At 74.5% G+C, this 22,938-nt stretch carries 19 protein-coding genes; 8 read left to right on the top strand and 11 right to left on the bottom strand.

The window, feature by feature from the left end; genetic code table 11:
• Positions 1-32 precede the first annotated feature (32 nt).
• Both AC067U_RS25065 and AC067U_RS25060 read left to right on the top strand, forming a co-directional pair.
• Positions 33-692, top strand: coding sequence for a TetR/AcrR family transcriptional regulator (locus AC067U_RS25065; RefSeq protein WP_478831999.1), 660 nt, complete (start codon positions 33-35; stop codon positions 690-692).
• Between the two features lie 21 nt (positions 693-713).
• Entirely contained in the window at positions 714-2,012 is a 1,299-nt protein-coding gene (locus tag AC067U_RS25060) for a penicillin-binding transpeptidase domain-containing protein (protein WP_478831998.1), read from the top strand.
• A 45-nt stretch (positions 2,013-2,057) separates the two neighbouring features.
• On the opposite strand, the gene AC067U_RS25055 is transcribed toward AC067U_RS25060, so the two are convergent.
• Positions 2,058-2,324, bottom strand: a complete 267-nt coding sequence (locus AC067U_RS25055; RefSeq protein WP_478831997.1) for a hypothetical protein — start codon at positions 2,322-2,324, stop codon at positions 2,058-2,060.
• A 329-nt stretch (positions 2,325-2,653) separates the two neighbouring features.
• Between AC067U_RS25055 and AC067U_RS25050 the strand changes: the two genes are divergently transcribed.
• A complete protein-coding gene (locus AC067U_RS25050; protein WP_478831996.1) occupies positions 2,654-3,337 on the top strand; it encodes an alpha/beta fold hydrolase in 684 nt (227 codons plus the stop codon).
• A 48-nt stretch (positions 3,338-3,385) separates the two neighbouring features.
• On the opposite strand, the gene AC067U_RS25045 is transcribed toward AC067U_RS25050, so the two are convergent.
• The 8 genes from AC067U_RS25045 to AC067U_RS25010 form a co-directional block, all read right to left on the bottom strand.
• Positions 3,386-4,465 (bottom strand): Zn-dependent alcohol dehydrogenase, encoded by a 1,080-nt coding sequence (locus AC067U_RS25045; RefSeq protein WP_478831995.1) that lies wholly within the window; start codon positions 4,463-4,465, stop codon positions 3,386-3,388.
• 82 nt (positions 4,466-4,547) lie between these two features.
• Positions 4,548-5,960 carry an aldehyde dehydrogenase family protein gene (locus tag AC067U_RS25040; RefSeq protein WP_478831994.1) on the bottom strand — a complete coding sequence of 471 codons (1,413 nt, stop codon included), beginning with the start codon at positions 5,958-5,960 and terminating at the stop codon, positions 4,548-4,550.
• Positions 5,961-6,045: 85 nt separating this feature from the next.
• On the bottom strand, positions 6,046-7,479 hold the full coding sequence (locus AC067U_RS25035; RefSeq protein ID WP_478831993.1) for a CitMHS family transporter: 1,434 nt from the start codon (positions 7,477-7,479) through the stop codon (positions 6,046-6,048).
• A gap of 73 nt (positions 7,480-7,552) precedes the next feature.
• Positions 7,553-9,898, bottom strand: coding sequence for a molybdopterin oxidoreductase family protein (locus AC067U_RS25030; protein WP_478831992.1), 2,346 nt, complete (start codon positions 9,896-9,898; stop codon positions 7,553-7,555).
• A 133-nt stretch (positions 9,899-10,031) separates the two neighbouring features.
• Entirely contained in the window at positions 10,032-10,679 is a 648-nt protein-coding gene (locus tag AC067U_RS25025; RefSeq protein ID WP_478832161.1) for a TetR/AcrR family transcriptional regulator, read from the bottom strand.
• Positions 10,680-10,700: 21 nt separating this feature from the next.
• Positions 10,701-12,116 (bottom strand): hypothetical protein, encoded by a 1,416-nt coding sequence (locus AC067U_RS25020; RefSeq protein WP_478832160.1) that lies wholly within the window; start codon positions 12,114-12,116, stop codon positions 10,701-10,703.
• Positions 12,117-12,256: 140 nt separating this feature from the next.
• A complete protein-coding gene (locus AC067U_RS25015) occupies positions 12,257-13,132 on the bottom strand; it encodes a cupredoxin domain-containing protein (protein ID WP_478832159.1) in 876 nt (291 codons plus the stop codon).
• Between the two features lie 461 nt (positions 13,133-13,593).
• Positions 13,594-16,173, bottom strand: coding sequence for a right-handed parallel beta-helix repeat-containing protein (locus AC067U_RS25010; RefSeq protein WP_478831991.1), 2,580 nt, complete (start codon positions 16,171-16,173; stop codon positions 13,594-13,596).
• A 155-nt stretch (positions 16,174-16,328) separates the two neighbouring features.
• Between AC067U_RS25010 and hmgA the strand changes: the two genes are divergently transcribed.
• The gene (gene hmgA / locus AC067U_RS25005; RefSeq protein ID WP_478831990.1) at positions 16,329-17,672 is read left to right on the top strand and encodes a homogentisate 1,2-dioxygenase; all 1,344 of its coding nucleotides are present in this window, start codon (positions 16,329-16,331) and stop codon (positions 17,670-17,672) included.
• Between the two features lie 39 nt (positions 17,673-17,711).
• Entirely contained in the window at positions 17,712-18,461 is a 750-nt protein-coding gene (locus tag AC067U_RS25000) for a GntR family transcriptional regulator (protein WP_478831989.1), read from the top strand.
• 60 nt (positions 18,462-18,521) lie between these two features.
• Here the strand turns inward: AC067U_RS25000 and AC067U_RS24995 are convergent, their stop codons facing one another.
• On the bottom strand, positions 18,522-18,689 hold the full coding sequence (locus AC067U_RS24995; RefSeq protein WP_478831988.1) for a hypothetical protein: 168 nt from the start codon (positions 18,687-18,689) through the stop codon (positions 18,522-18,524).
• Between the two features lie 119 nt (positions 18,690-18,808).
• Here AC067U_RS24995 and AC067U_RS24990 point away from each other — a divergent pair, with 119 nt between their 5' ends.
• A complete protein-coding gene (locus AC067U_RS24990; protein WP_478832158.1) occupies positions 18,809-19,963 on the top strand; it encodes a type ISP restriction/modification enzyme in 1,155 nt (384 codons plus the stop codon).
• A 118-nt stretch (positions 19,964-20,081) separates the two neighbouring features.
• On the opposite strand, the gene AC067U_RS24985 is transcribed toward AC067U_RS24990, so the two are convergent.
• Positions 20,082-21,542, bottom strand: coding sequence for an MFS transporter (locus tag AC067U_RS24985; RefSeq protein ID WP_478831987.1), 1,461 nt, complete (start codon positions 21,540-21,542; stop codon positions 20,082-20,084).
• A gap of 100 nt (positions 21,543-21,642) precedes the next feature.
• Between AC067U_RS24985 and AC067U_RS24980 the strand changes: the two genes are divergently transcribed.
• Positions 21,643-22,527 (top strand): helix-turn-helix transcriptional regulator, encoded by an 885-nt coding sequence (locus AC067U_RS24980; protein WP_478831986.1) that lies wholly within the window; start codon positions 21,643-21,645, stop codon positions 22,525-22,527.
• A gap of 131 nt (positions 22,528-22,658) precedes the next feature.
• Positions 22,659-22,874: a hypothetical protein gene (locus AC067U_RS24975; RefSeq protein WP_478831985.1), complete on the top strand. Its 216-nt coding sequence runs from the start codon at positions 22,659-22,661 to the stop codon at positions 22,872-22,874.
• The last annotated feature ends 64 nt before the right edge of the window (positions 22,875-22,938 follow it).

Genomic DNA, 22,938 nt, shown 5'->3' with positions numbered 1-22,938 from the left:
GTTTTTGGCACGCGGGGCCTACTATGTGGCGCATGGCCAGACCGCGCAAGCCCCTCCTGAGCAGAGACCGCATCGTCGAGACGGCCGGGGCGCTGGTGGACGCGGAGGGCCTGGAGGCCGTGTCGACGCGCCGGCTGGCGGCCGCACTCGGGGTCAGCGGCCCTTCCCTCTACAACCACTTCCGCACCAAGGACGAGATCCTGGACGCGGTCGCGGACGCGGTCAGCGCACGGGTGGACCTGTCGGTGTTCGAGCAGCCGGACGGCCGGGACTGGCGCACCGCACTGCACGACTGGGCCCTCTCCTACCGGGCGGCGCTCGCCGATCACCCGAACATCGTGCCGGTGCTGGCCCGCGGGCCGGGGCGGCGGCCGGCCGGACTGCGGGTCGCCGACGCGGTCTTCGGGGCGATGACGGCGGCGGGCTGGCCGCCCGCCCAGGCGACCCGGATCGGCGCGCTGATGCGCTACTTCATCCTGGGCTCGGCGGTGGGCTCGTTCGCCGGCGGCTTCGTCGACGACGAGAAGGCCTACGACCCGGCGGACTACCCGCACCTCGGGCAGGCGCACCTGCTGGCGGAGCGGCGGCGCGAGGTGGACGAGGGCGCGTTCGAGACCGGCCTGACGGCACTTCTGGACGGACTGGCGGTGCAGTACGAGGCCGTGGCACGCCACGACGAACGACAGGTGTGATCTTGTTCCTAGGATGAGCGCATGCCACTGTCATCGCGCCACTGCACCGCCGTAGTCGCCACGCTGGTGGGCCTGTTGTCCGCCGGTCTGACGGGTTGCTCCGCGGAGCAACCCGGCTCGGACGGGGCGAAGCCGTCCTCGCCCGCCGCGGCCGGCACCGCGGCGGCGAGGCCGGCTGCGCCGAAGCCCAAGGGGGCGCTGGGCGACATCCTGGTGGCCGGTCGCCCCGTCACCGGTTCGGAGGTTTCGGGGCACGCCAAGGTCCCGTGGCGGCGCACTTACACGGACGGGGAGCTGTACTCGTCCGTCACGGGCTACCGCTCGATGGCCTTCGCGACCTCAGGGCTCGAAGGCCTCCGCCAGGAGGACATCGACGCGGGCAAGGACGTGGCGACCACCATCGACCCGGCGCTCCAGCGCGCCGCCTTCGACGCGCTGCGCGGGCGCAAGGGCGCCGCGATCGCCCTCGACGCGCGCACCGGCGAGATCGTCGCCCTGGTGAGCACCCCCGCGTACGACCCCGGCACCTTCAGCGGATACATGACGGCCGACGAGAAGGCGCGCAAGCAGCTCCTCGAAGACCCCGACAAGCCACTCCTCAACCGGGCCCTGCGCAACGTGGAGAACATCGGCTCCGCCGCCCATGTCGTCGTCGCGGCCACCGCCCTGGAGAAGGGGCTGCTCGCGTCCGTGGACACTCCGACGAACAGCCCGGCCCTGTACGCCGTCCCCGACAGCACGGCGCAGCTCGCCGGGGATCCCGCCCACTGCACCAACGCCAGCCTGCGGGTGGCCCTCCGCCACGCCTGCTCGAACGTCTTCGCCCGTCTGGCGGCCGACCTGGGTGGGGAGGCCCTGGCGGCCACGGCCCGGGAGTTCGGCTTCAACTGGGACACGATGGACACGCCGTTGCGGACCTTCGAGAGCACCTGGCCCGCGAAGCCCGGGAATCCGGCGCAGCTCGCGCTCACGGCCAACGGCCTGTTCGACACCAAGGCCACCCCCGTGCACATGGCGATGGTGATGGCCGCGATCGGCAACGGCGGCACCCGGATCCACCCCAGGATGGCGGCCGGACCCGACGCGCCCTCGCCCGCCCATCGCGCCGTATCCCAGCACACCGCAGACGAGCTGCGGTCCGCCGTCGGCGACTCGGTGAGCGCCTGGGTGCCCTCCGCCTCGGTCACCTGGGCCCTGGCGTCCGGCTCGGGACGTGGCGGCCGCCCACTGGCGGTGGCGGTCTGCCTGTCCACCTCCGCCGACACCACCGGGGAGGCCGCCGGGATCGCCGGGCGGCTCGCCGGGGCGGCCGGCCGGTGAGCCGGCGGCGCGTCCCCGTCGGGGGACCGGGGTGCGTTGCCGCCGTTACTTCGGGGCCACCCGGCAGGCCTTGGCCGCGACGTCGTTGGAGATGCCGGCCGCGGTGAGGCTGGCGCTGCAGCTGGTCTGGTTGCCGATCTGGCCCTGGTAACACGCCTGCCGGACGGCGTCCGAGACCTGCGTGCCGCTCTGCGCGACGGCCTGTTCGCATTGCTGGCTGTTCGCCTGGGCGGCCGGACCGGTGAAGACGACGCCGCCGACGGCGAGGGCCAGGCCGGCGAGGATGCTGGGGATACGAGCCGACGAACGCATGCGGATGCACCTGTCTCTCTCGCTGGGTCACGGATCGGCGAGTACGCCGGACCTCGGCGGGGGCGGCGGGAGCGGCGCGGAGCAGGCCGTCCGAGGGGCGACCGGCTCGGCGCATCGGTCACCCTCGCCCTTCCGACGCTAGAGCACCCCGCCCGGGCACGCACCCCGGCCGGACGCCGTCCGTTCGGACCACCCGGGATGCCTGCCGGGGTCTTCGGATGTCGACTTCTCGAGGGCGGGTGACGCCCCGCGGACCCCGGTCCGCTCCACCAGGACCTCGGTCCGCCCTGTGCAGGCCCCGGTCCGACCAACCCCCGGAGGAACGCGCGATGGCGCCGAGCAAGCCCAGCATCGTCTTCGCCCACGGACTGTGGGCCGACGGTTCCTGTTACAGCAAGCTGATCCTCGTACTCCAGCGCGAGGGGTACGAGGTGGTGTCCGCGCAGAACAGCCTGGACTCCCTGGAGGGTGACGTCGAGGCGGTGCACCGCGCGCTTGCCCGGGTCAGCCGCCCGGCCATCCTCGTCGGACACTCCTGGGGCGGTGTCGTCATCACCGCCGCCGGCACCGACGAGCGCGTCGCCGGACTCGTGTACATCGGGGCGCTGGGCCCCGACGGCGGCGAGACGCCCCAGGAGCTGATTGGCCGGTTCGACACTCCGCCGCTCTTCTCCCACCTGGACACGGAGGACGGGCGCATCTGGATCTCCCGGGACGGCATCTCCGACTTCTGCGGGGACCTGCCCGAGGAGGAGCAGCGGCTCGTGTGGGCGACCCAGGTCTCCGCGCGCGCCGAGGTACTGGGGTCCACGTTCGAGGAGCCTGCCTGGAAGTCGAAGCCCAGCTGGTTCCTCGTCACCACCCAGGACCACGCCGTCAACCCGGAACTCCAGCGGTTCGCGGCCGAGCGCATGGGAGCGACCGTGGTGGAGGTGGCCTCCGCCCACGTCCCCATGCTGTCCCAGCCGGCTGCGGTGCTGGACGTCATCCGGGCGGCGGCGCGCTCGGTCTGAGCCGGGCCGCCGGCCCGGGCGGGAGGGGGGACGAGACGGGAAGCCGGGCTAGAAGACCACCAGGGACCGGCCCCCCTTGCCCGCCAGCATCGCCTCGAAGGCCGCCGGGATGCCCTCCAGGCCGATCCGGTCGGTGACCAGGCCGGCCAGGTCGAGGCGTCCGGCGAGGACGTGTCTGGCGAGGACCGGGAGATCGCGGGCGGGGTCGCTGTTGCCGTAGACGCAGCCGGTGAGGGTGCGGGCGAAGTGGAAGATCTCCAGCGCGTGGAAGGCGACCTGCTGCTCCTTGCCGCCGATGCCGACGACGGTGGTGCGGCCGCCGCGCCGGGTGGACTCCCATGCGGTCCGTATCGTCTCGGCCCGGCCGACGCATTCGACGGCCACGTCCGCGCCCTGCCCGCCGGTCAGGGCGCGGATCTCCTTGGCGGTGGTCCCGGAGGCGAGGACGAACTCGGTGGCGCCGGCCGCTCGGGCCAGCTCCTCCTTGGCCTGGGAGACGTCCACCGCGATCAGCGGGCCCGCCCCGGCCATCCGGGCGCCCTGGAGCGCGGCGAGGCCGACACCGCCCACGCCGAACACGGCCACCGACTCCCCCGGGCGCACCTGTGCGCTGTGGTGGACGGCGCCGTAGCCGGTGAGCACGGCGCAGCCGAGCAGGGCGGCCTCGGCGAGCGGGATGCCGGCCGGGGCGGGCAGCACGCAGTTGGCGGCGACGACGGTCTCCTCGGCGAAGGCCGCGACGTTGAGCCCGGGGTGGAGCTCGGTGCCGCGGTCGTCGTGGGCGTAGACCGCGCCGACCCCGGTGAGCGCGTTGGCGCAGAGCCAGACCTCGCCGATGCCGCAGTGGTGGCAGCGGCCGCAGGACGGCGCCCAGTTGAGGACGACCCCGTCGCCGGGGGCGACATGGGTGACGCCCTCGCCGACGGACACGACGGTGCCCGCGCCCTCGTGTCCGAGGACCGCGGGCACCGGGACCCTCATGGTGCCGTTGGTGAGGGAGAGGTCGGAGTGGCAGACCCCGGCGGCGGCGAGCCGGACCCGGACCTGGCCGGGGCCGGGCTCGGGCAGGACGATCTCACGTATCTCCAGCGGGGCTCCGACGGCGGGCAGGATGGCGGCGCGGACCATGGTGGCGATCTTCTCCGTCTGCGTGGGTGGGTGCGGCGGGGGCAGGGGCGGGGCGGGGTGGGTGGCGCGGGGGTGCAGGCGGTCAGAACTGCAGGGACTTGGTCTGGAGGTACTCGGCCAGGCCGTGCGGTCCGAGTTCGCGGCCCACGCCCGACTGCTTGAAGCCGCCGAAGGGGGCGAGGGGGTTGAACCGGCCGCCGTTGATGTCCACCTGCCCGGTGTCCATCCGGCGGGCGAAGGCGACGGCGGTCTCCTCGTCGGCCGCCCAGACCGCTCCGCCGAGGCCGTAGACGGTGCCGTTGGCGATCCGGAGGGCGTCCTCCTCGTCCTCGTAGCGCAGGATGGAGAGGACGGGGCCGAAGATCTCTTCCTGCGCGATGGCCATCTCGGGGGTGACATCGGCGAAGACGGTGGGCGTGACGAAGTAGCCCCGGTCGTACGGCGCGTCGGGACCGCCGGCGACGAGGCGGGCACCCTCCTCGACGCCCTTGCCGATGTAGCCGCGGACCCGGTCCCGCTGTTTGGCGTTGATCACCGGGCCGAGCCGGGTCCCGTCCTCGCGCGGGTCGCCGACGGGGTAGCGGGCGACCGCCTCGGCGGCCAGGGCCACGGCCTCCTCGTACTGGTCGCGGTGGACCAGCATGCGGGTGAGGGCGTTGCAGCTCTGGCCGGAGTTGTTCATGACGTGGCCGACGCCGGTGGCGACGGCCTTGGCGAGATCGGCGCCGGGAAGGATGACATTGGCCGATTTGCCGCCCAGCTCCAGGGCGACCCGCTTGATCGCCGCGCCGGCGGTGGCGCCGACGAGCCGGCCGACGGCGGTGGAGCCGGTGAAGGACACCAGGTCGACCTCGGGGTGGGCGGCCAGCGCCTGCCCGGCGACCGGGCCGGTGCCGGTCACCAGGTTGAACACGCCGGCCGGGACACCGGCCTCGTGGACGGCCTCGGCGAAGAGCTGCGCGGTCAGCGGGGTGTCCTCGGCGGGCTTGAGGACGACCGTGCAGCCCGCCGCGAGAGCGGGGGCCACCTTGGCGACGATCTGGTGCAGCGGGTAGTTCCAGGGGGTGATGGCCCCGACGACACCGACGGGGGCCATGAGCACGGTGGAGTTACCGAGGCGCTCCTCGAAGGAGTACCCGGCGGCGATCTCGGCAAACGAGGAGGCCACCGCGACCGGCGCGCCGACGTGCACGATCTCGGAGAAGCCGAGCGGCGCGCCGAGCTCGGCGGTGATCAGCTCGGCGAACTCCTTCTTCCGCGCGACCAGGACGTCGCGTACGGCGGCGATCCGGGCCGCGCGTTCGGCGGGCGGGGTGGCCGCCCAGCCGGGGAAGGCCTCGCGGGCCGCCCTTACCGCCGCGTCCACGTCCTCGGCGCTGCCGGCCGGGACACCGGCGAGGACCTGCTCGTCCGCCGGGTTCACGACCTCGATCCGGTCGCGGCCGGCGGCGGGCCGCCATTCCCCGCCGATGTACATGCCGTCGTGGGCCTTCATGGGCTTCCTCCCGGACCGATGCGCGATGAACCTACCTCGCCGGACACCCTACAAATTAGCGCCGCTAGTTTCCTGCACGGCGGGCTCAGATAATGCCGAAAAGCATCCCTGCGGCGAGGACCACCAGGGAGGTGAGGGCCGCCCATTTCACCGTGAACCGGGTGTGGTCGCCGAATTCCACCTTGGCCATGCCGACGAGCACGTAGACCGCCGGCACCAGCGGGCTGGACATGTGCAGGGCCTGGCCGACCAGGGAGGCGCGGGCGATCTCCAGCGGGCTGACCCCGTGCGCCGCCCCGGCCTCGGCGAGGACCGGCAGGACACCGAAGTAGAAGCCGTCGTTGGACATGAAGTAGGTGAGCGGCAGGCTCAGCAGGCCGGTGACCAGGGCCATGTGCGGGCCCATGCCCTCGGGGACGGCGTCGACCAGCCAGTCGGCCATGTGCTTGACCATGCCGGTGCCGGTGAGGACCCCGGTGAAGACGGCGGCGGCGAAGACCATTCCGGCCACGTTGAGGACGTTCTCGGCGTGGGCGGCGATGCGCTCCTTCTGCTCCTCCATCCGCGGGAAGTTGACGGTGAGCGCGAGGGCGGCGCCGAGCAGGAACAGCACCGGGATGGGCAGCAGCTCCATGATCATCGCGGTGAGCAGGGCCGCGGTGAGGCCGGCGTTGAACCAGTAGAGACGGGGACGCAGGGTGGCGCGGTGCGGGTCCAGGCCGCGGAAGCCTTCGTCCTCGCCCTCCGGGGCGGGCGCCGGGTGGTCCCCCGCGCCACCCGAGCCCTTCGCCCGCCCGGCTCCGGCACCCCCGGCCGCCGCGCGCACCCGGCCCTGCCCGGCCCCGGTACCGCCGACCGCGACCGGCACCTCCTCGGCCTCGGCCGTCCCGCCCGGCACGACCAGGGAGCCGACCCGGCGCCGCTCGCGCACACCGAGCACGTAGGCGAGGACGAAGACGAAGAGCAGGCCGACGGCCAGGGCCGGGATCATCGGGACGAAGATGTCGGCGGCGTCCAGCTTGAGCGCGGTGGCGGCGCGGGCGGTGGGGCCGCCCCAGGGCAGGGTGTTCATCACGCCGTTGGCGGTGGCGGCCACGCCCGTCATGACCACCAGGCTGAGGCCGAGCCGCTTGTACAGCGGGTACATGGCCGAAACCGTGATCATGAAGGTGGTGGAACCGTCGCCGTCGAGGGAGACGATCGCGGCGAGCACCGCGGTGCCGACGACGACGCGCATCGGGTCGGCCTTGCAGAAGCGCAGGATGCCCCGGACGATCGGGTCGAACAGGCCGACGTCGATCATCACGCCGAAGTAGACGATGGCGAACATCAGCATGGCGGCGGTCGGGGCGAGCTTCCCGACGCCTTCTATGACGTAGTCGCCCAGGTGCGCGCCCTTTCCGACGGCGACGCAAGCGAGGGCGGGGACGAGGACGAGGGCCGCGATCGGCGACATCTTTTTCAGCATGATCAGGACCAGGAAGGTCGCGATCATGGCGAAACCGAGGATGGTCAGCATGCAGGGAAGGTAAGGACCGCGTTGATGCGCCAACAAGGGGTGAGCGCGTGAGCAATACGAGCAAAACCCCAGCTCAGGGCAGGGGTGTGAGCGCTACGGGAAAGCCGTTGAGGACGGCCGTGCCGGACAGCGGGTCGAGCCGCCGTCCGTCGAGGAGCTGGTTGACGTTGACGCCGGGTTCGGCGGAGGCGGCCGCGAGCCGGGTGCCGGGCCGGTCGTGGCCCCAGCCGTGCGGCAGGCTGACCACGCCGGGCCGTACGCCGTCGGTGACCTCCACCGGGACCTCCAGCGCACCGCCGTCGGCGCTGATCCGCGCCCGGCCGCCGTCCACGAGGCCCAGCCGGGCGGCGTCCGCCGGGTGCACCTGGAGGGTGCAGCGGTTGGAACCGCCGGTCAGGGCCGGGACGTTGTGCATCCAGCTGTTGTTGGACCGCAGGTGCCTGCGGCCGACGAGCACCAGCGCGGCCGGGCGCTCCGTCAGCAGCCGCTCCGCCCTGGTCAGTTCGGCTGCGATGGGGGCCGGCAGCAGTTCGATCCCGCCGCTGCGGGTGCGGAGCGGTTCGGGGAGCCGGGGCCGCAGCGGCCCGAGGTCGATACCGTGCGGGTGGGCGAGGAGCCGCTCCAGGCTCAGTCCGGTGCCTCCTCCGGGGTCGGCCGGGGCCGTGCCGAAGCGGTCTCCGTAGGGCCCGAGGCGAAGCATCAGGTCGAGTCGGCGCTCCGGGGCGGACCCGCCGGTGAGCAGGCCGGCGAGCCGGTCCGGATCGGCCCCGTGCAGGGGCGAGTCCGGATCGGCGACGGCCTTCGCCAGCGTGCCGCGTACGGCCAGGTCGTCGACCGCCTCGGGGCCGGCGCTGCCGTGCAGGCCGGAGACCGCGAGGACCAGGCGCGCCTGGATCTCGCATTCGGCCATCCGGTCGGCGTCCAGGGGGACGGCCGCGGGGCTGTAGCGGACCTGGTTGCGGACGGCGAAGCCGTTGAAGGCGAAGTCGAAGTGGGGGGTCTGGGAGGGCGGCGGCGGAGGCAGCACCACATGGGCGTGCCGGGAGGTCTCGTTGAGGTACGGATCGACCGAGACCATGAAGTCCAGGCCGACCAGGGCCTCGTCGAGCCGTCTCCCGTCGGGGGCGGAGAGGACCGGGTTCGTGGCGATGGCGATGACCGCGCGGATCCGTCCCTCCCCCGGGGTGTCGATCTCCTCGGCGAGGGCGGCCATGGGGAGTTCACCCTTGGCCTCGGGGTGGCCGGAGACACGGCTCGTCCAGCGGCCGAGTGCGAAGCCCTTGCCGGGCCCGGCCGGGCGGGGCGCGGGGCCGGTCGCGGACAGTGGGAAGAGGGCCCCGCCGGGCCGGTCGAGGTTGCCGGTGAGGATGTTGAGCACGTCGACCAGCCAGCTGGCGAGCGTCCCGTACTCGACCGTACAGCTGCCCATGCGCCCGTAGACGGCCGCGGTGCGGGCGGCGGCCAGTTCGCGGGCGAGCGTACGGATCTCCCCGGCGGGGAGGTCGCAGGCGGGGGCGACCTCCTCGGGGGTGAAACGGGCGAGTGCGTCGGCGAGTTCCCCGAGGGCGCCGAGGCCTCCGTCGAGGTGGTCGGTGAGCGGGCCGGGGTCGGCGAGCTTCTCGGCGAGGAGCGTGTGCGCGAGCGCGGCGAGCAGCAGGACGTCGCTGCCGGGGCGGGGCGCGAGGTGACGGTCGGCGAGCCGGGCGGTGCGGGTGCGGCGCGGGTCGACCACGACCAGGGTGCCGCCGCGGGCGCGCAGCGCCCGGAGCCGGCCGCGGAAGTCCGGGGCGGTGCACAGGCTGCCGTTGGACTCCACCGGATTGGCGCCGAGCAGCAGCAGGAAGTCGGTGCGGTCGAGGTCCGGGACGGGGATGGCGAAGGGATCGCCGAACAGCAGCCCGCTGGAGACGTGCTTGGGCATCTGGTCGAGGGTGGAGGCGGTGAACAGGCTGCGGGTACCGAGGGCCTTGAGCAGCAGGGGCGGGTAGAGGGCGCCGGCCATGGTGTGCACGTTGGGGTTGCCCAGGACCACGCCGACGGACTGCGGCCCGTACGTACGGACCAGTGCCGGGACGGCGGCGGCGATCGCCTCGTACGCCTCCTCCCAGGTGGCCTCCCGGAGTCGTCCGGCGCGGCGGACGAGCGGGGTGCGGAGCCGGTCCGGGTCGGCGTCCACCGCGCCGAAGGCGGCGCCCTTGGGGCAGATGAAACCGCGGCTGAAGACGTCCTCGCGGTCGCCGCGGGCGCCGGTGACGGTGGTTCCGGCGGTTCCGGCGGTTCCGTCGAGGGTGAGGACGAGTCCGCAGGTGGCTTCGCAGAAGGGGCAGACGCGCAGGGCGGTGCGGGTGGCCACCGGGGCGGGGGTGCGGGCCGGGGTCCGCGTGGGGGTGTGTTCAGGCGTGCGGGGAGCGCTGGCCATGGGCCCTCCTGGGACGGCGTGCTGCGACGGCGCGGGCGCCCCGAGCATACCGACCGGTAGGGAGGGTGGGGAGGGCGCGGGCGGGAACGGTCTCCTTCACCGCTCCCGCGGCCCCTTCGTCCGGAAGGACGCGTCAGTCGAGGACGCGGGCCAGGTAGGCCTGCATCATCGCGCGGGTCTCGTCGACGATGGCCTGGTCACCCGCCGGGTCGGACCGGAAGGCCAGCTGGATCAGGGCGTCGGTGGCCTCGACCGCGACCAGCACGGCGCGGCTCAGCCCCTCGTCCGCGGCCAGGCCGAGATGGGCGCGGAGGAGCTCGGTGAGGCGGGCGGCGACCAGGTGGTTGGGGTCGGTGACGGGCCCCTCGGCGGTCCCGGCGGCCTCGGCCGGCGGCGCGGGCACCCCGAAGTCCACGAGGACGAACCCGGGAACGCTCCGCTTCATCGCCAGGTACTCGTCGAGCACGGCGTCCACCACGGGCCGCCAGTCGGTGGCCGGGAGCTCCGCGAGGCGGTCGGAGACGCCCTGGGCGTAGCGGTCGAGATTGCGGTGGGCGAGGGCGTCGGCCATGGCCCGCTTGTTGCCGAAGAAACGGTAGACGGAACCGATGGGCACGCCGGCGCGCACGGCGACGGCGCGGGTGCTGAGGTGTTCGTAGCCGGTCTCGTCGAGCAGCTCCGCGCAGGCGTCGAGGATCCGGGCGAGGCGGTCGGCGCTGCGCTGCTGGACCGGGGCGCGGCGGAGGGAAGAGGCGGGAGGCACTGCGGGCACGGGGTCCATCATGCCGCTCCTCGTTGTGGATCAGTTCAGCAGGAGGCCGATCCCGCCGATGGTGTAGACGATCATCAACGTGAGCAGCGGGAGCTGGCCCGCGACGGCCCTGGCGGGCGGGAACAGCCGGACCGAGCGGTCGTGGGCGGCGACCACGCCCAGGACGTGGCCGGTGACGACGGCGGTGACCTGGAGGGCGGCCAGGCCGCCGGGACCCAGAGGCGGGGCGGGCGGAGGGGCGTTGTCAGTGCCCAGTGCAATGCTTACGGTGCGTGGTCCTTCGGTCACGAGGAGGGAGAAGTAGTGGGCGACGAGATAGCCGAGGGCGATCGGCAGGAGTGAGTGCGCGAAGGCGGTCAGGGGGCCGGGGAGCGGGCCGGAGACCAGGCGGGTGGCCGCCGCGCACAGGCAGTAGAGGGCGGCGACGAGCGTGACGGCGCCGAGGAGTCCGAGCGTGGCCGTGGGAACGCGGCCGAGGGGGGAGGTCTGGACCGTGTTGATCCAGGAGGGGGTGTCGGAGAAACCGTCGTATGCGGTCGATCCGAGGAGGACGCAGACGGTGGCCACGAGTCCGGGCCGCTCGGGCGTCGCGTCGAGTCCGTGGAAGGGGTTACGGAGGACCAGGCGGCCGTCGCTCCGGCGGCCGAGGGGGGACAGCCGGGCCAGCAGGCCGGAGTACACCTCGAAGGCGTCGCCGTGCTCGAACCAGCGCTCGCCGTAGCGGGCGGCGAGCAACAGCTGGGCGGTGGTGTAGAGGGCGAGGGCGGACAGGAGGGTGGTGGTCGATGCGGGGTCAGGGGCGACGAGCTCCAGCCAGGTGAAGCCGAGCAGGCCGGCGGCTGCGGGCCAGGTGCCGAGGCGGGACGGCACCGGGCGGGACGGCACCGGGCGGGACGGCACGGGGAGATCGGGCACGGGGAGATCGAGCGGCGGGACGGCGGGGCCGGGCCGGTGGGGGCCGGGGCGCGCCGGGACGGCGGGCAGGCGGGCGCGCAGGCCGGTGAGCGCGCCGGTGAGCAGGCGGTGCAGGGTGCGGAGGGGGTTGAGCAGGCGCCAGAGGGGACCGAGGAGGAGGGAGGCGGGGACCAGGCCGACCCAGAACAGGACGTAGACGGCGCCGGGCGCGGGATTGCGCTCCGGGGCGTCGGGACCGAACAGGAGGTGGAGCAGGACGAAGAGCGCGGCGGCCAGGCCGAGGGCCCGCAGCGCGGTCCGGGTCGGCGGGGCGTCGGCGAGGCGCTGGAGCGCGGCGGGGAGCGCGAGACCGGAACGGTCGCCGCGGAAGCGGGAGGTGGACCAGAGCAGGCCGAGGGCGAGGAAGGAGACGAACAGGGCGGTGAAGGCACCGGCGAACGCGTAGAAGGGAGAGATCGGCAGGTCGTGGGTGGCACCCACACCGTGCGCCAGGAACCGGACGGGACCCGGCCCGGCCGGCCGAACCGGCAGGTCCGGCAGGGCGGGCAGGTCTGGCAGGGCGGGCAGGTCTGGCAGGGCGGGCAGAGCGGGCGGGTCCGGTCGGGCGGGCTGTGCCTGCGGGGTGGGCAACCCGGGCGGGACGTGCGGGACGGGCAGGGGCGCCACCCGGGTCACCGGACCACGAGCTGGGTGAGGACCAGGCCGGATTCGTGGGTCTCGACCTCGAACAGACCCGTGCGGTCGGCGGTGAGGAGGAGGGTGGCCTCCTGGCCGGGAGGCAGGGCGAGTTCCCGGTCGTAGCCGTGGACGTGCAGGGTGTCGGCGCGGTCGCTGGTGACGCGCAGGGCCACGGTCTGGCCGCGCTTGAGCTCGGTGCGGCCCGGGGCGGGGCTGACCTTGCCGTCGCGGACGGAGACGCTGACGGTCCGGTCGGCCGGTGCGCCGCCCCCGGGGGACTCGCTGCCCTGAGGCGCGCCGTTCGAGGGCGCACCGACCGGGGGCGGGGTCGCCGTGCCCGAGGACGGGGCGGGGGTGCCGTGGTCGTGGGCGGGCGGGCTCCCGGCCGCGGTGGTGGTGAGCCGCGCCGTGGCCTCCACCGGCTTGCCCGCGACCGCCCAGGCGGTGTGGTCGTCCGCGTACAGGCGGACGGTCAGGGTGTGCGTGCCCGGGGGCACCTGCGCGGCCGGCAGGTGGTGCCAGGGCCCGTACAGCCGCGCCAGTTTGCGGCCGTCGAGCTCCAGATGGGCGTGACCCGCGCCCGGGAGGGCCGCGCCGCCGGTGCTGTCGGGGGTGAACCGGAAGTTCTGTACGGCGAGTTGGAGGTTCCAGCCGTCCTCGGGGTCGGGACGGAGGGTGAGCCGGACCTCGGGGGCCCCGTCGGCCGGCACCTCGCGGAAGCGGTGGCCGGACCCGTCCTTGCCGTCCAGCAGGGTGCCGGTGCTGCCGGACGCCTGCTCGTGGCTGGTGCCGGGCTTGTGATGGGTGGTCGGCCGCCCGCCGCAGCCGGTGGCTCCGCCGGCCGCGAGCAGCAGCACCACGGCGAGCACCGCCGCGGCCCGCCGCCCCGGTCGGCGTTGGCCGGGGCGGCGGGGGCGGGGGCCTCCGCGAGCCGCCCGGGCGCCCGCCCCGCCCCGGCTCGGCCCGTCGGCCCGGCCCCGGCCGCCGGACCGGCGGCCGCCCCCTTCCCCTCCCCCGGACCGGCCCACGGCCCGGGAGGGCAGGCCGGGCACGCCCGGGAGGGCGAGTCGGCCGAGCAGACCGGGCGCGCCCGGCTCGCCGGGCTGCCCACGCCCGCCGGACCGGCGGCCGTACCCGGGGCCGGCGGGCAGGCCGGGCACGCCCAGGCCGACGAGTCGGCCGAGCAACCCCGGCCCGCCGGGCCCGGCGGGCTGCCCGGCGCTGCCCGACCCGGCCGACTCGCCCGGCCGGTTCGGCTGGTCCGGCCGGTCCGCCGCGCGGTTACGGCGGAACGGTGTACGACAGGCGCCGCAGGCGTCGGGGTGCGCGTTCATGCCGCGCCTCCCGGCGTCCCGCCGCCCGGGACCGGCGGTCCGGGCCGGTGATCGGCCGGGCCGTCCGCGCCGAAGGCGTCTGCGGAGCCGGTGTCCGCTCCGGAGCCGCCGTCTGCCGGTCCCCGTGGCGCGGCGCCCGGGGCGTGCGGGGTGGCCGAGCCGGCCCGGCCGGCCTCCGGGCGGGGTCCGGAGCCGTCCTCCGCTCGGGCGCCCGGGCCCGGCCGGCCGGCGGGTGGGGCGTCCGCGCCGGAGGCCCCGGAGCGCCCGCCCGGGGGTCGGGGTGCGGGGGCGTCCGCAGGTTGAGGCCTCGGGCTCGGGCTCGGGCTCGGGCCGTCCGCGGGCAAGGGAGCCGCCGTGGGCTTGTCGGCCTGCGGGGTGTCCGGGGTCGAGGCGGTGCCCGCCGGTGCGACCGGGGCTGGGCCGCGCTCGGACCGGGTGGGCTTCGCCGCGGTGTGCCGGGTCGGGGCGGCGCCTGCCGGGGCCGGGATCCGGTCGCCGGGCGGGGCGCCCTCGGGCGGGGCGGCGGGGGGTTGGGGGGCCGTGTCGGGGCGCGCTGCGGCGATCACTGCCCAGAGCACCCACACCACGGCGACCAGGCCTCGGATCCAGGCCGGGCCGAGCGGGATCCAGGGGATCATCAGCACGGCCTTGTCGAAGGCGTCGAGCAGCGTGAGGCCACCCAGGAGGAGCGTCAGCCGGGCGAGCCAGGGCCGGGTGCCGCGCAGGGCCAGGCCGGTGCCGGTCCACCACACGCCCTGCAGGAGCAGGGCCAGAGCGGGCACGGGGGTGCCGGTCAGGGACATGGTGGAGCCCGCCACGTCCAGGGCCAGGCCGGCCGCGCCCGCGGCGAGGGCGGCGGTGCCGAGCCGGTCGCGGCGCAGGCGGCGCCACCACAGGGTGCCGCCGACCAGCAGCAGCACAGCGGCCACCGCCAGGGCGAGCTGGGTCTCCACCCGCTCCAGGCCGCGCGCGCCGTACCAGTCGCAGCCGGCCGGCAGGCGGCGCGCCTGCACGTTGTAGTCGGCGCAGACGAGGAGCTGGACCAGTTTCACCGGCTCGCCGACCAGGCGGGCGGACGCTCCGGACACCTCTCCGCGCGCCCCGCCGCACTCCGGGAGGGTGCCGGGGGTGGAGCCGTCCGGGCCGTTCTGCCAGCAGTTGCGCTTGCCCTGGCCGTCCCACCACACGTCCATGCCGTTGGGGCGGGAGGCCCCGGCCTTGTCCCGGCCGAGGACGTTGCCCGCGTACCGGTTGTGGTGGGAGGTGTCGGCCTGCTTGGACCACTTCTCCTCGCCCCGGATGAAGGCGGGCACGGCGGAGAGGAAGAACGCGGCGCGCCGGTGACCGTAGACCCAGTTGTTCTCGTAGACGTTCCAGTTCCCGCCGGCGGTGATGATGCCGGTGCCGGGGGGCATGGAGATCTGCGGGCAGACCACGCCCTGCTCGTAGCCGCGGTCCACGGGGGCCTTGGCGCAGGTGCCGTCCGCGACGTACCGGTAGTAGTCCTGATTGTTGTCGTGGATCAGGTTCCGCTCGAACTTGGCGTGGTTCTGCGGGAGTCCGGGGTGGCCGGGGAAGGCGCTGTCCATCGAGGCGCCGCCCATGTTCTGGTCGAACTCGTTGTCGTGGACCCAGACCGAGTCACCGGCGGTGCCGGAGTAGCCGACCATGTTGTGGTGGCTGCGGCAGCCGGTGATCTCGATGGAGTAGCGGGGCACGTCGTAGCCGCGGCCGTCGTTGATGTTCGAGGCGCTGCCGGGGTAGATGCCCGAGTCCCCGTTGCCGTAGGACTCGCAGTTCTTGTAGAGCCCGTGGTCGCTGGCGAAGGTCAGGAAGCCGTACTCGTCGTTCCAGCGGGTCAGCACGTCGTCGATGACGAAGCCGTCCCCGGCGAGGACGTAGAGCGAGTTGAAGGTGGTGCGCTGGGCGGTGAAGTTGCGGAAGTAGACACCGTTGGACTTGTCCGCCCGGATCCCGTTCAGCTTGCGGTACTTGGCGTCGACGACCACGTCCAGCCGGGATGCGCCGGTGCCCTCGATCTGCAGGTCCGTCTTGCCGAGGATGGCGACCAGGTTCTGGTTGTGGGGGCAGCGGGCCTGCTGCTCGTAGCTGAGGATCTGGTAGCCGAACGAGGACTTGGGCGCTTCCAGCGCGGCGCACTCCCCCGCCGGGGCGGGCAGCGAGGGCTCCTCCTCGTAGAGCCCGGGCAGGACGGCGATGTTCATGCCCGGCCGGTCGACCTTGTCGACGGCCTGCTGGAGGTGCCGGTACCCCTCGCGTTCACAGCGGGCGAAGAGGTCGAGGTTGCGCTGCCGGAGCTCCGCGGGGAAGGCGGATATCCGCTTCTCGAAGTCCGTCCGGTCGGTCTTGCAGACGAGGAGGTCGGGTTCGCCCGTGCGGTACCGGGGCACCGAGCCCGAGCTGTCGGGGAAGGTGACCGGGCGCTCCTCGTGCGCGCGGGCTGCGGGCGCGGCCGCGAACACCGTCAGCACGGCGAGGAGGAGCGCGAGGAGGGCGGCGGGCAGGGCGGCGGGGAACCCCGCCGGCGCGGCAGGGAACCTGCGGGTCCACGACATGCGCGAGAGAGTAGAGCAATGTTCATCTTTTGGGAGCCCCCCGCGCACGCCGAAATTCCCGCACGCCGGGGGCGCGGGGATTTCCGCCGTTGACGCGGCGGGCGCGGAATCCTACTGTCGACCATAGGATTCCTCGACGGAGCGGGAGCGAACGCATGACGAGCGCCAGCGGCAACGGCAGCGAGCAGGCCAGGAAGACGGCGGAGGGGCTCACCTACCTCTCCGGCTTCGGCAACGAGCACAGCTCGGAGGCCGTCCCGGGGGCGCTCCCCCTGGGCCGCAACTCCCCCCAGACCGCCCCCCTCGGCCTCTACGCCGAGCAGCTCAGCGGCAGCGCCTTCACCGAGCCGCGCGCCCACAACCGCCGCTCCTGGCTCTACCGGATCCGCCCGTCGGCGGCCCACCCGCCGTTCACCCGCATCGACAACGGCGGCCTGCGCACGGCGCCGTTCACCGAGACCGTCCCGGACCCGAACCGGTTCCGCTGGAACCCGCTGCCGGACCCGGCGCCCGGCACCGACTTCCTGGCCGGCCTGTGGACCCTCGGGGGCAACGGCGACGCCACCCAGCGCACCGGTATGGCCATCCACCTCTACGCGGCGGACTCCTCCATGACCGACCGGGTGTTCAGCGACTCCGACGGCGAGCTGCTGATCGTCCCCGAGCGCGGCGGCCTGCTGATCCGCACCGAGCTCGGCCTGCTGCACGCCGAGCCCGGCCACATGGCGCTGATCCCGCGCGGGGTGCGCTTCCGCGTCGAGCTCCTCGACACCGAAGGAGAGCCCGCCCGCGGCTACGTCTGCGAGAACTACGGCCAGCCCTTCGAGCTGCCGGAGCTGGGACCGATCGGCGCCAACGGCCTGGCCAACGCCCGGGACTTCCAGGCCCCGGTGGCGGCGTACGAGGACGTCGAGCGGCCCACCGAGGTGATCAACAAGTTCTGCGGCAACCTCTGGTCCGCGACGTACGACCACTCCCCGCTGGACGTGGTCGCCTGGCACGGCACGCACGTCCCGTACGTCTACGACCTGCGCCGCTTCAACGTGATCGGCACCATCAGCTACGACCACCCGGACCCGTCGATCTTCACGGTGCTGACCTCCCCGTCCGACACCCCGGGCCTGGCGGGAGTGGACTTCGTGGTGTTCGCGCCGCGCTGGCTGGTCGGCGAGGACACCTTCCGCCCGCCGTACTTCCACCGGAACGTCATGAGCGAGTACATGGGGCTCATCGAGGGCGCCTACGACGCGAAGGCCGCGGGCTTCGTGCCGGGCGGCGGCTCGCTGCACAACATGATGTCCGCGCACGGCCCGGACCGGGAGACCTTCGACAAGGCGAGCGCCGCCGAGCTCAAGCCGCAGAAGATCGACGACGGCCTGGCCTTCATGTTCGAAACCCGCTGGCCGATCACCGCCACCGCCCAGGCGGCCGGCGCGGACCACCTGCAGCGCGGATACGACGACGTCTGGCAGGGGATGGAACGGCACTTCCGCGCCTAGGATTCCAGCACGACGCCCCACCCGTACGGAGAGTTCCCCGTGACCGCCTTCGCCCCCGATTCACTGGTGCTCAACCGGAAGCTGCCGCTCTGGTACCAGGTGTCGCAGTCCCTGCGCGCCTCGATACTGGGCCGCACCCCGGACGCCTCGCTGCGCCTGCCCACCGAGGAGCAGCTGGCCGAGCACTACGGGGTCAGCGTGCTGACCATGCGGCAGGCGCTGAAGGAGCTGGAGCAGGAGGGGCTGATCACCCGGCACCGACGGCGCGGCACCTTCATCGAGCCGGGGGCGCAGCGCGGTGCGCCGGTGCGGCTGCTGGGCTCGGTCGACGCGATCGTGGCCCAGCAGTCCGGCGAGCGCACCACGGTCCTCGGGCGCGACCGGGGGCCGGTGCCGGGGGATCTCGCCGAGTACTTCCCGGACGCCGGCGAGTTGGTCACCTACCGGCGGCTGCGCCGCGACGGGAGCACCGACGAGCCGACCAACTGGGCGGAGAACGCCGTCCTCCCGGAGCTCGCGGAGGCGGTGGACCTGGCCGACCTGGAGCGCTGGCCGATGACCAAGGTGCTCCGGGACGTGGTGGGCGTGCGGATCAGCCGGATCACCGACACGGTGGAGGCGCGGCTGGCCGACCCGGCCACGGCCGAGCTGCTGGAGGTGCCGTTGCTCAGCCCGATCCTGCACTACACGGGCGTCACGTACGACGAGGACGGGCGGGTGGTGGACGTGGCGCGGATCCGCTACCGCGGGGACCGGTTCTCCTTCACGGTGACGGTCGACGCGCACTGAGGGCCGGGCAGTCGGCGCGCGCCGAGGGCCGGGGACGGTCGGTACGCGCCGAGGGCCGGGTCAGCGCTCCTCGTCCGCATCGCCGGCGCGCTCGCCCTCGGCCTGGGAGGGCGTCGTCCGCATGACGTCGGGGTGCCGGTGTTCCCGCCGCTCCTTCTCGTCCATGTCCTCGTCCAGGCGCTCGCCTTCGGCCTGGGACGGGGTCGAGTATTCGTCGTACTGGCTCATGGCCGCCCTCCTCGATCGGGACATGCGCGGAACATGTGCCTACAAAAGGAGCGTAACGCTTCGCAGTGGCCCGGACAGGTCCGCCGGCGGCCCCGGGCTCCCCTCGTGCTCCCCCTACCATCTGGCGGGTGACGACGGACGCGCCCCTGCTGGACGATCTGATGCCCTGGTCGGTGGCCCCGCTGCGACTCGGCCGGTCCTGGCCGGCCGCCGCCGATCCCGCGACGCTGCGGGCCCGCTGGGCGGCCCTGACCGCCGCCGAGGGCGCGGAGCTGGCACGGCTGTTCCGCCCCAGCCGGGCCCGTACGCCGGAGGGCGGGGCGGCCGCACTGCCGGGCCGGCGGGCCGGGACGGGTCCCTTCGCGCAGGCTCCCGGGGCGTGCCCGGAGCCGGTGCGGGTGCTGACGGAGCCGTTCCACGAGGAGTGGCTACTGCCGGACCAGCGGATCATCGACGCGGCCCGGCCGGAGCTCTGGCGGGTCCGGGACGAGCGGCAGCTGTTCCTCCTGGAGGGCGAGCCGCTGGTCACCGTTCACCTGCCGGCCGGGCGGCTGGGCCGGGTCCGGCCGCTGCACCGGCGGCCGGGCGGGTCCGAGCCGAACCTCGCCCCCGGCCTGCTCGCCTTCCTGGGCGGGCGCCACGGCACCGGGGTGACCGCGGAGGAGGTGGCGGCCTGGGTGCTGGCCGCCGGCCGGCCCGGACCGCGCGGGTACGAGGTCCCGCTCGCGGCAGACCCCGGGCGCTGGCGGGCCGGGGTGGAGCTGGGGCAGCGCATCCTGGCCGTACGGGTGCGGGGAGCCGGGGGCGGGGAGCCGCCGCGACTGCCGGGCGGGCGGCGCCCGTACGTCCGCGCCGCCCTGCCGGCCCGCCCGGAGGGGCCGTCGTACGAAGCGGAGACCGAGACGCTGCACCTGGGCTCCGGGCGGATCGCCCCGGTGCCGGCGGGGGCGTGGGCGTACGAGGAGCGCGGCACCCGGGTGCTGGAGGGGTGGTTCGCGGCCCGGACCGCGTACCGGACGGCGGACGGCCTGGAGGCCCTCGGTCCCGACGGGTGGCCCCAGCAGTGGACCTCGGAGCTGCTGGGACTGATCACCATGCTGTCGCTGCTGGCCGAACTGGCGCCGGAACGGGCCGCGTTCAGCCCTGGCCCGGAGATCACCGCGGCGGAGCTGAAGGCGGCGGGAGTCCTGCCGCCGCCGCGCCCGTCGCGTCGGCCCGCGTCAGTGCTGGACCATCGGGAGGAGGGTCCGGGCGGTCAGTTCGCCCTGCTTTGACTTCCGCTCCCCTCCCCAGGGGGAGGGGATTCCCAACACGGTCGTCCGACGGTCTCGGCGGGCTCCTGTTTCTTCGGGCGCGTGCCGGCCGGGTACGGGACAGGACGGCCCGGCCCGGTCAGCGCATCCGGGGCAGGCGCAGGCTGAGGAGGGTGGTCAGCGCGATCAGCCCGAGCTGCACCAGCAGGGTGGCGCACACGGCGTCGCGCAGGCCCGCCGTCGGGGCCAGGGCCAGGAACAGGCTGCCCAGGGTGGCGACGCCCAGGGCCAGGGCCGACTGCTGTCCGGTGATCATGATGCCGCCGCCCACGCCCGCCCGGTCGGCCGGTACCTCCGAGAGCATCAGCCGCATCAGGACGGGCAGTTGCAGTCCCTGGCCCAGGCCCGCCAGGGCCATGCCGGGCGCGAGCGCGACGGGGCCGAGGTCCGGCCAGCGGTACCACAGGACGGCCAGCACCAGGGCGATGCCGGCCGCCTGGAGGACACCGCCGGCGGTGACGACGCGGCTGCCGTGGCGGGCGACGAGGCGCGGCCCGGCCAGCGAGGCCGCGAAGAAGGCGAGGGCCATCGGCACCAGGGCCAGGCCCGCCGGCACCGGCCCCAGTCGCAGTCCCTGCTGGAGCACGACGGCGACGACGAACATGAAGCCGCTGAACCCGCCCGACAGCGGCAGCAGCAGGACCAGGCCGCGCCGCAGCGACTCCAGCCGCAGCAGGCTCGGCGGCACCAGCGGGGTGCGGCCGCGGCGGTCGGCCCGTCGCTCGGTGAGGTAGAAGGCGGTGGCGGCGAGCGGGAACACCGCGAGCGAGACCCACGTCCAGGCCGGCCAGCCGGCGGCCCGGCCCTCGGTCAGCGGCATCAGCAGGGAGACCAGCGACAGCGCGAGCAGCAGGGTGCCCGGCACGTCCACGGCGGCGGGGCGGCCGGCCCGGGTCTCGGGGACGGTGCGCGCGGCGAGGATCAGCCCGAGGACCGCCACGGGCACGTTGACCAGGAACACCGCGCGCCAGCCGGTCCCGGCGGGGTCGGCGGCGACCAGGAGGCCGCCGAGGATCTGCCCCGCGACCATGGACAGGCCCGCAGTGGCCCCGTAGAGGCTCATGGCACGGGCGCGGCGGGGACCCTCGGTGGTGGCCTGGATGGTGCCGAGGACCTGCGGCAGCATCAGCGCGGCGGCCGCGCCCTGCGCCACCCGGGCGGCGACCAGGGTCCAGGCGTCCGGGGCGAGGCCGCAGGCCAGGGAGGTGGCGCCGAAGGCGGCCATGCCGGCGAGGAAGAGCCTGCGGCGGCCGAAGGTGTCGCCGATGCGGCCGCCGAGGACCAGGAGGACGGCGTAGGCGACGCCGTAGCCGCCGACGACGAGTTCCAGCAGGGCGGGGCCGGCGGCGAGGTCGCGCTCGATGGACGGCAGTGCGACGTTGACGATGAAGAAGTCGATCAGGGGCAGCGCCGCTCCCAGGAGCACGGTGAACAGACCGGGGCCGGTCAGCCGGGCACCGGCGGCACCGGCGTCGGGAGAGGCCGCGGAAGCGGTGGAGGTACGAGGGGTGCGCTCGGCGCGCACGGTCGTCTGGGTCACGCTCCGACCCTCCTCCGGCCCGCAGCCGGGTACCAGAGTGTGCTTATCCGGGTATCGGCACCACCTGGCAACAGGATGGGGAGTGCGGCAGGGTGGGGGCATGAGCACGGTGTCCCCGGAAGCCGACGTACGCCGCCACGAGCTGGCCGAGTTCCTGCGCAGCCGCCGCGAGCGGATCACCCCCGAGCGGGTGGGGCTGGTGCGCGGGCCGCGCCGGCGGACCCCGGGGCTGCGCCGCGAGGAGGTCGCGCACCTGTCGTCGGTCGGCGTGACCTGGTACACGTGGCTGGAGCAGGGACGCGACATCACGGTCTCGGCGCAGGTGCTGGACGCCGTGGCGCGGGCGCTGCTGCTCGACGCCAGCGAGCGGGCGCACCTGTTCGCGCTGGCCGGGAGCCCGGACCCGGCGCCGCACACGCCCTGCCCGAGCGTGACCCCGTCGGTACGGGCCGTGCTGGACCAGCTGGGGCCGATTCCGGCGTCGGTGCAGAACAGCCGGTACGACATCCTCGCGTACAACACCACGTACGGGCAGCTCCTGGGCGACCTGGACGCGCACCCGCCGGAGGACCGCAACTGCATCTGGCTGGCCTTCACCGATCCGGAGTGGCGGGCGGCCGTGGTGGACCTCCCGGGTACGCAGCGCACCATGGCGGCGAAGTTCCGGGCCTCGATGGCCGAGCACCTGGCCGAGCCGGCCTGGAAGACGCTCCTGGCGCGGCTGGAAGGGGCCTCCGCGGAATTCCGGGAGGTGTGGGCCCGCCACGAAGTGGTGGGGCAGGGCACGAAGGCGAAGTACATCCGCAACGCGCAGGTGGGCCTGCTGCACCTGGAGCACACCAACCTGTGGCTCGGCCCCGGATCCGGGCCGCGGCTGGTGACGTACGTGCCGCTGGACGCGGAGTCGCGGGAACGGCTGGAACGCCTGGAGGCACTGGCCACGGCCGGGGCGGGCGCCGGGCTCCGGGCCGCCGCGGCGGTCTGACGGAGGCGCATTCGGGTGGGGCGGGCCGTGTCGGACGGGCTCCGCGGCCCGCGGTTCGCCATGCTGGGCCGGGCGCGGCCGCCCGCCGGCGCCGCTCGCCTCCCCTCCCCCACGGCGACAAGGAGTACGGCATGCCGACGGATGCGGTCGCACGGTTCCTGGCGGCTCTGGAACCGCAGGCGCGGGAGGCCGTCGCGGGCCGATCGCGCGAGGACCAGGAACGCCTCGCGGCGGCCTGGGAGCAGGAGCTGGCCACGGACGACGAACTCGACACCCTCGACGAACTGTCCCCGCCCGCGGCCGAGGCCGAGGCGGCCCGCCGCGTCCTGGAGCGCGAGGGCGAATAGGCCCTCTTCCGGATCATCGGGCCGGATCAGACCGGCCCAGCCGGGATCAGCCCGGCGCAGACCG

The organism is Streptomyces sp. NPDC043853 (genome assembly GCF_056436025.1).
This window is presented reverse-complemented; position numbering and strand designations above follow the sequence as displayed.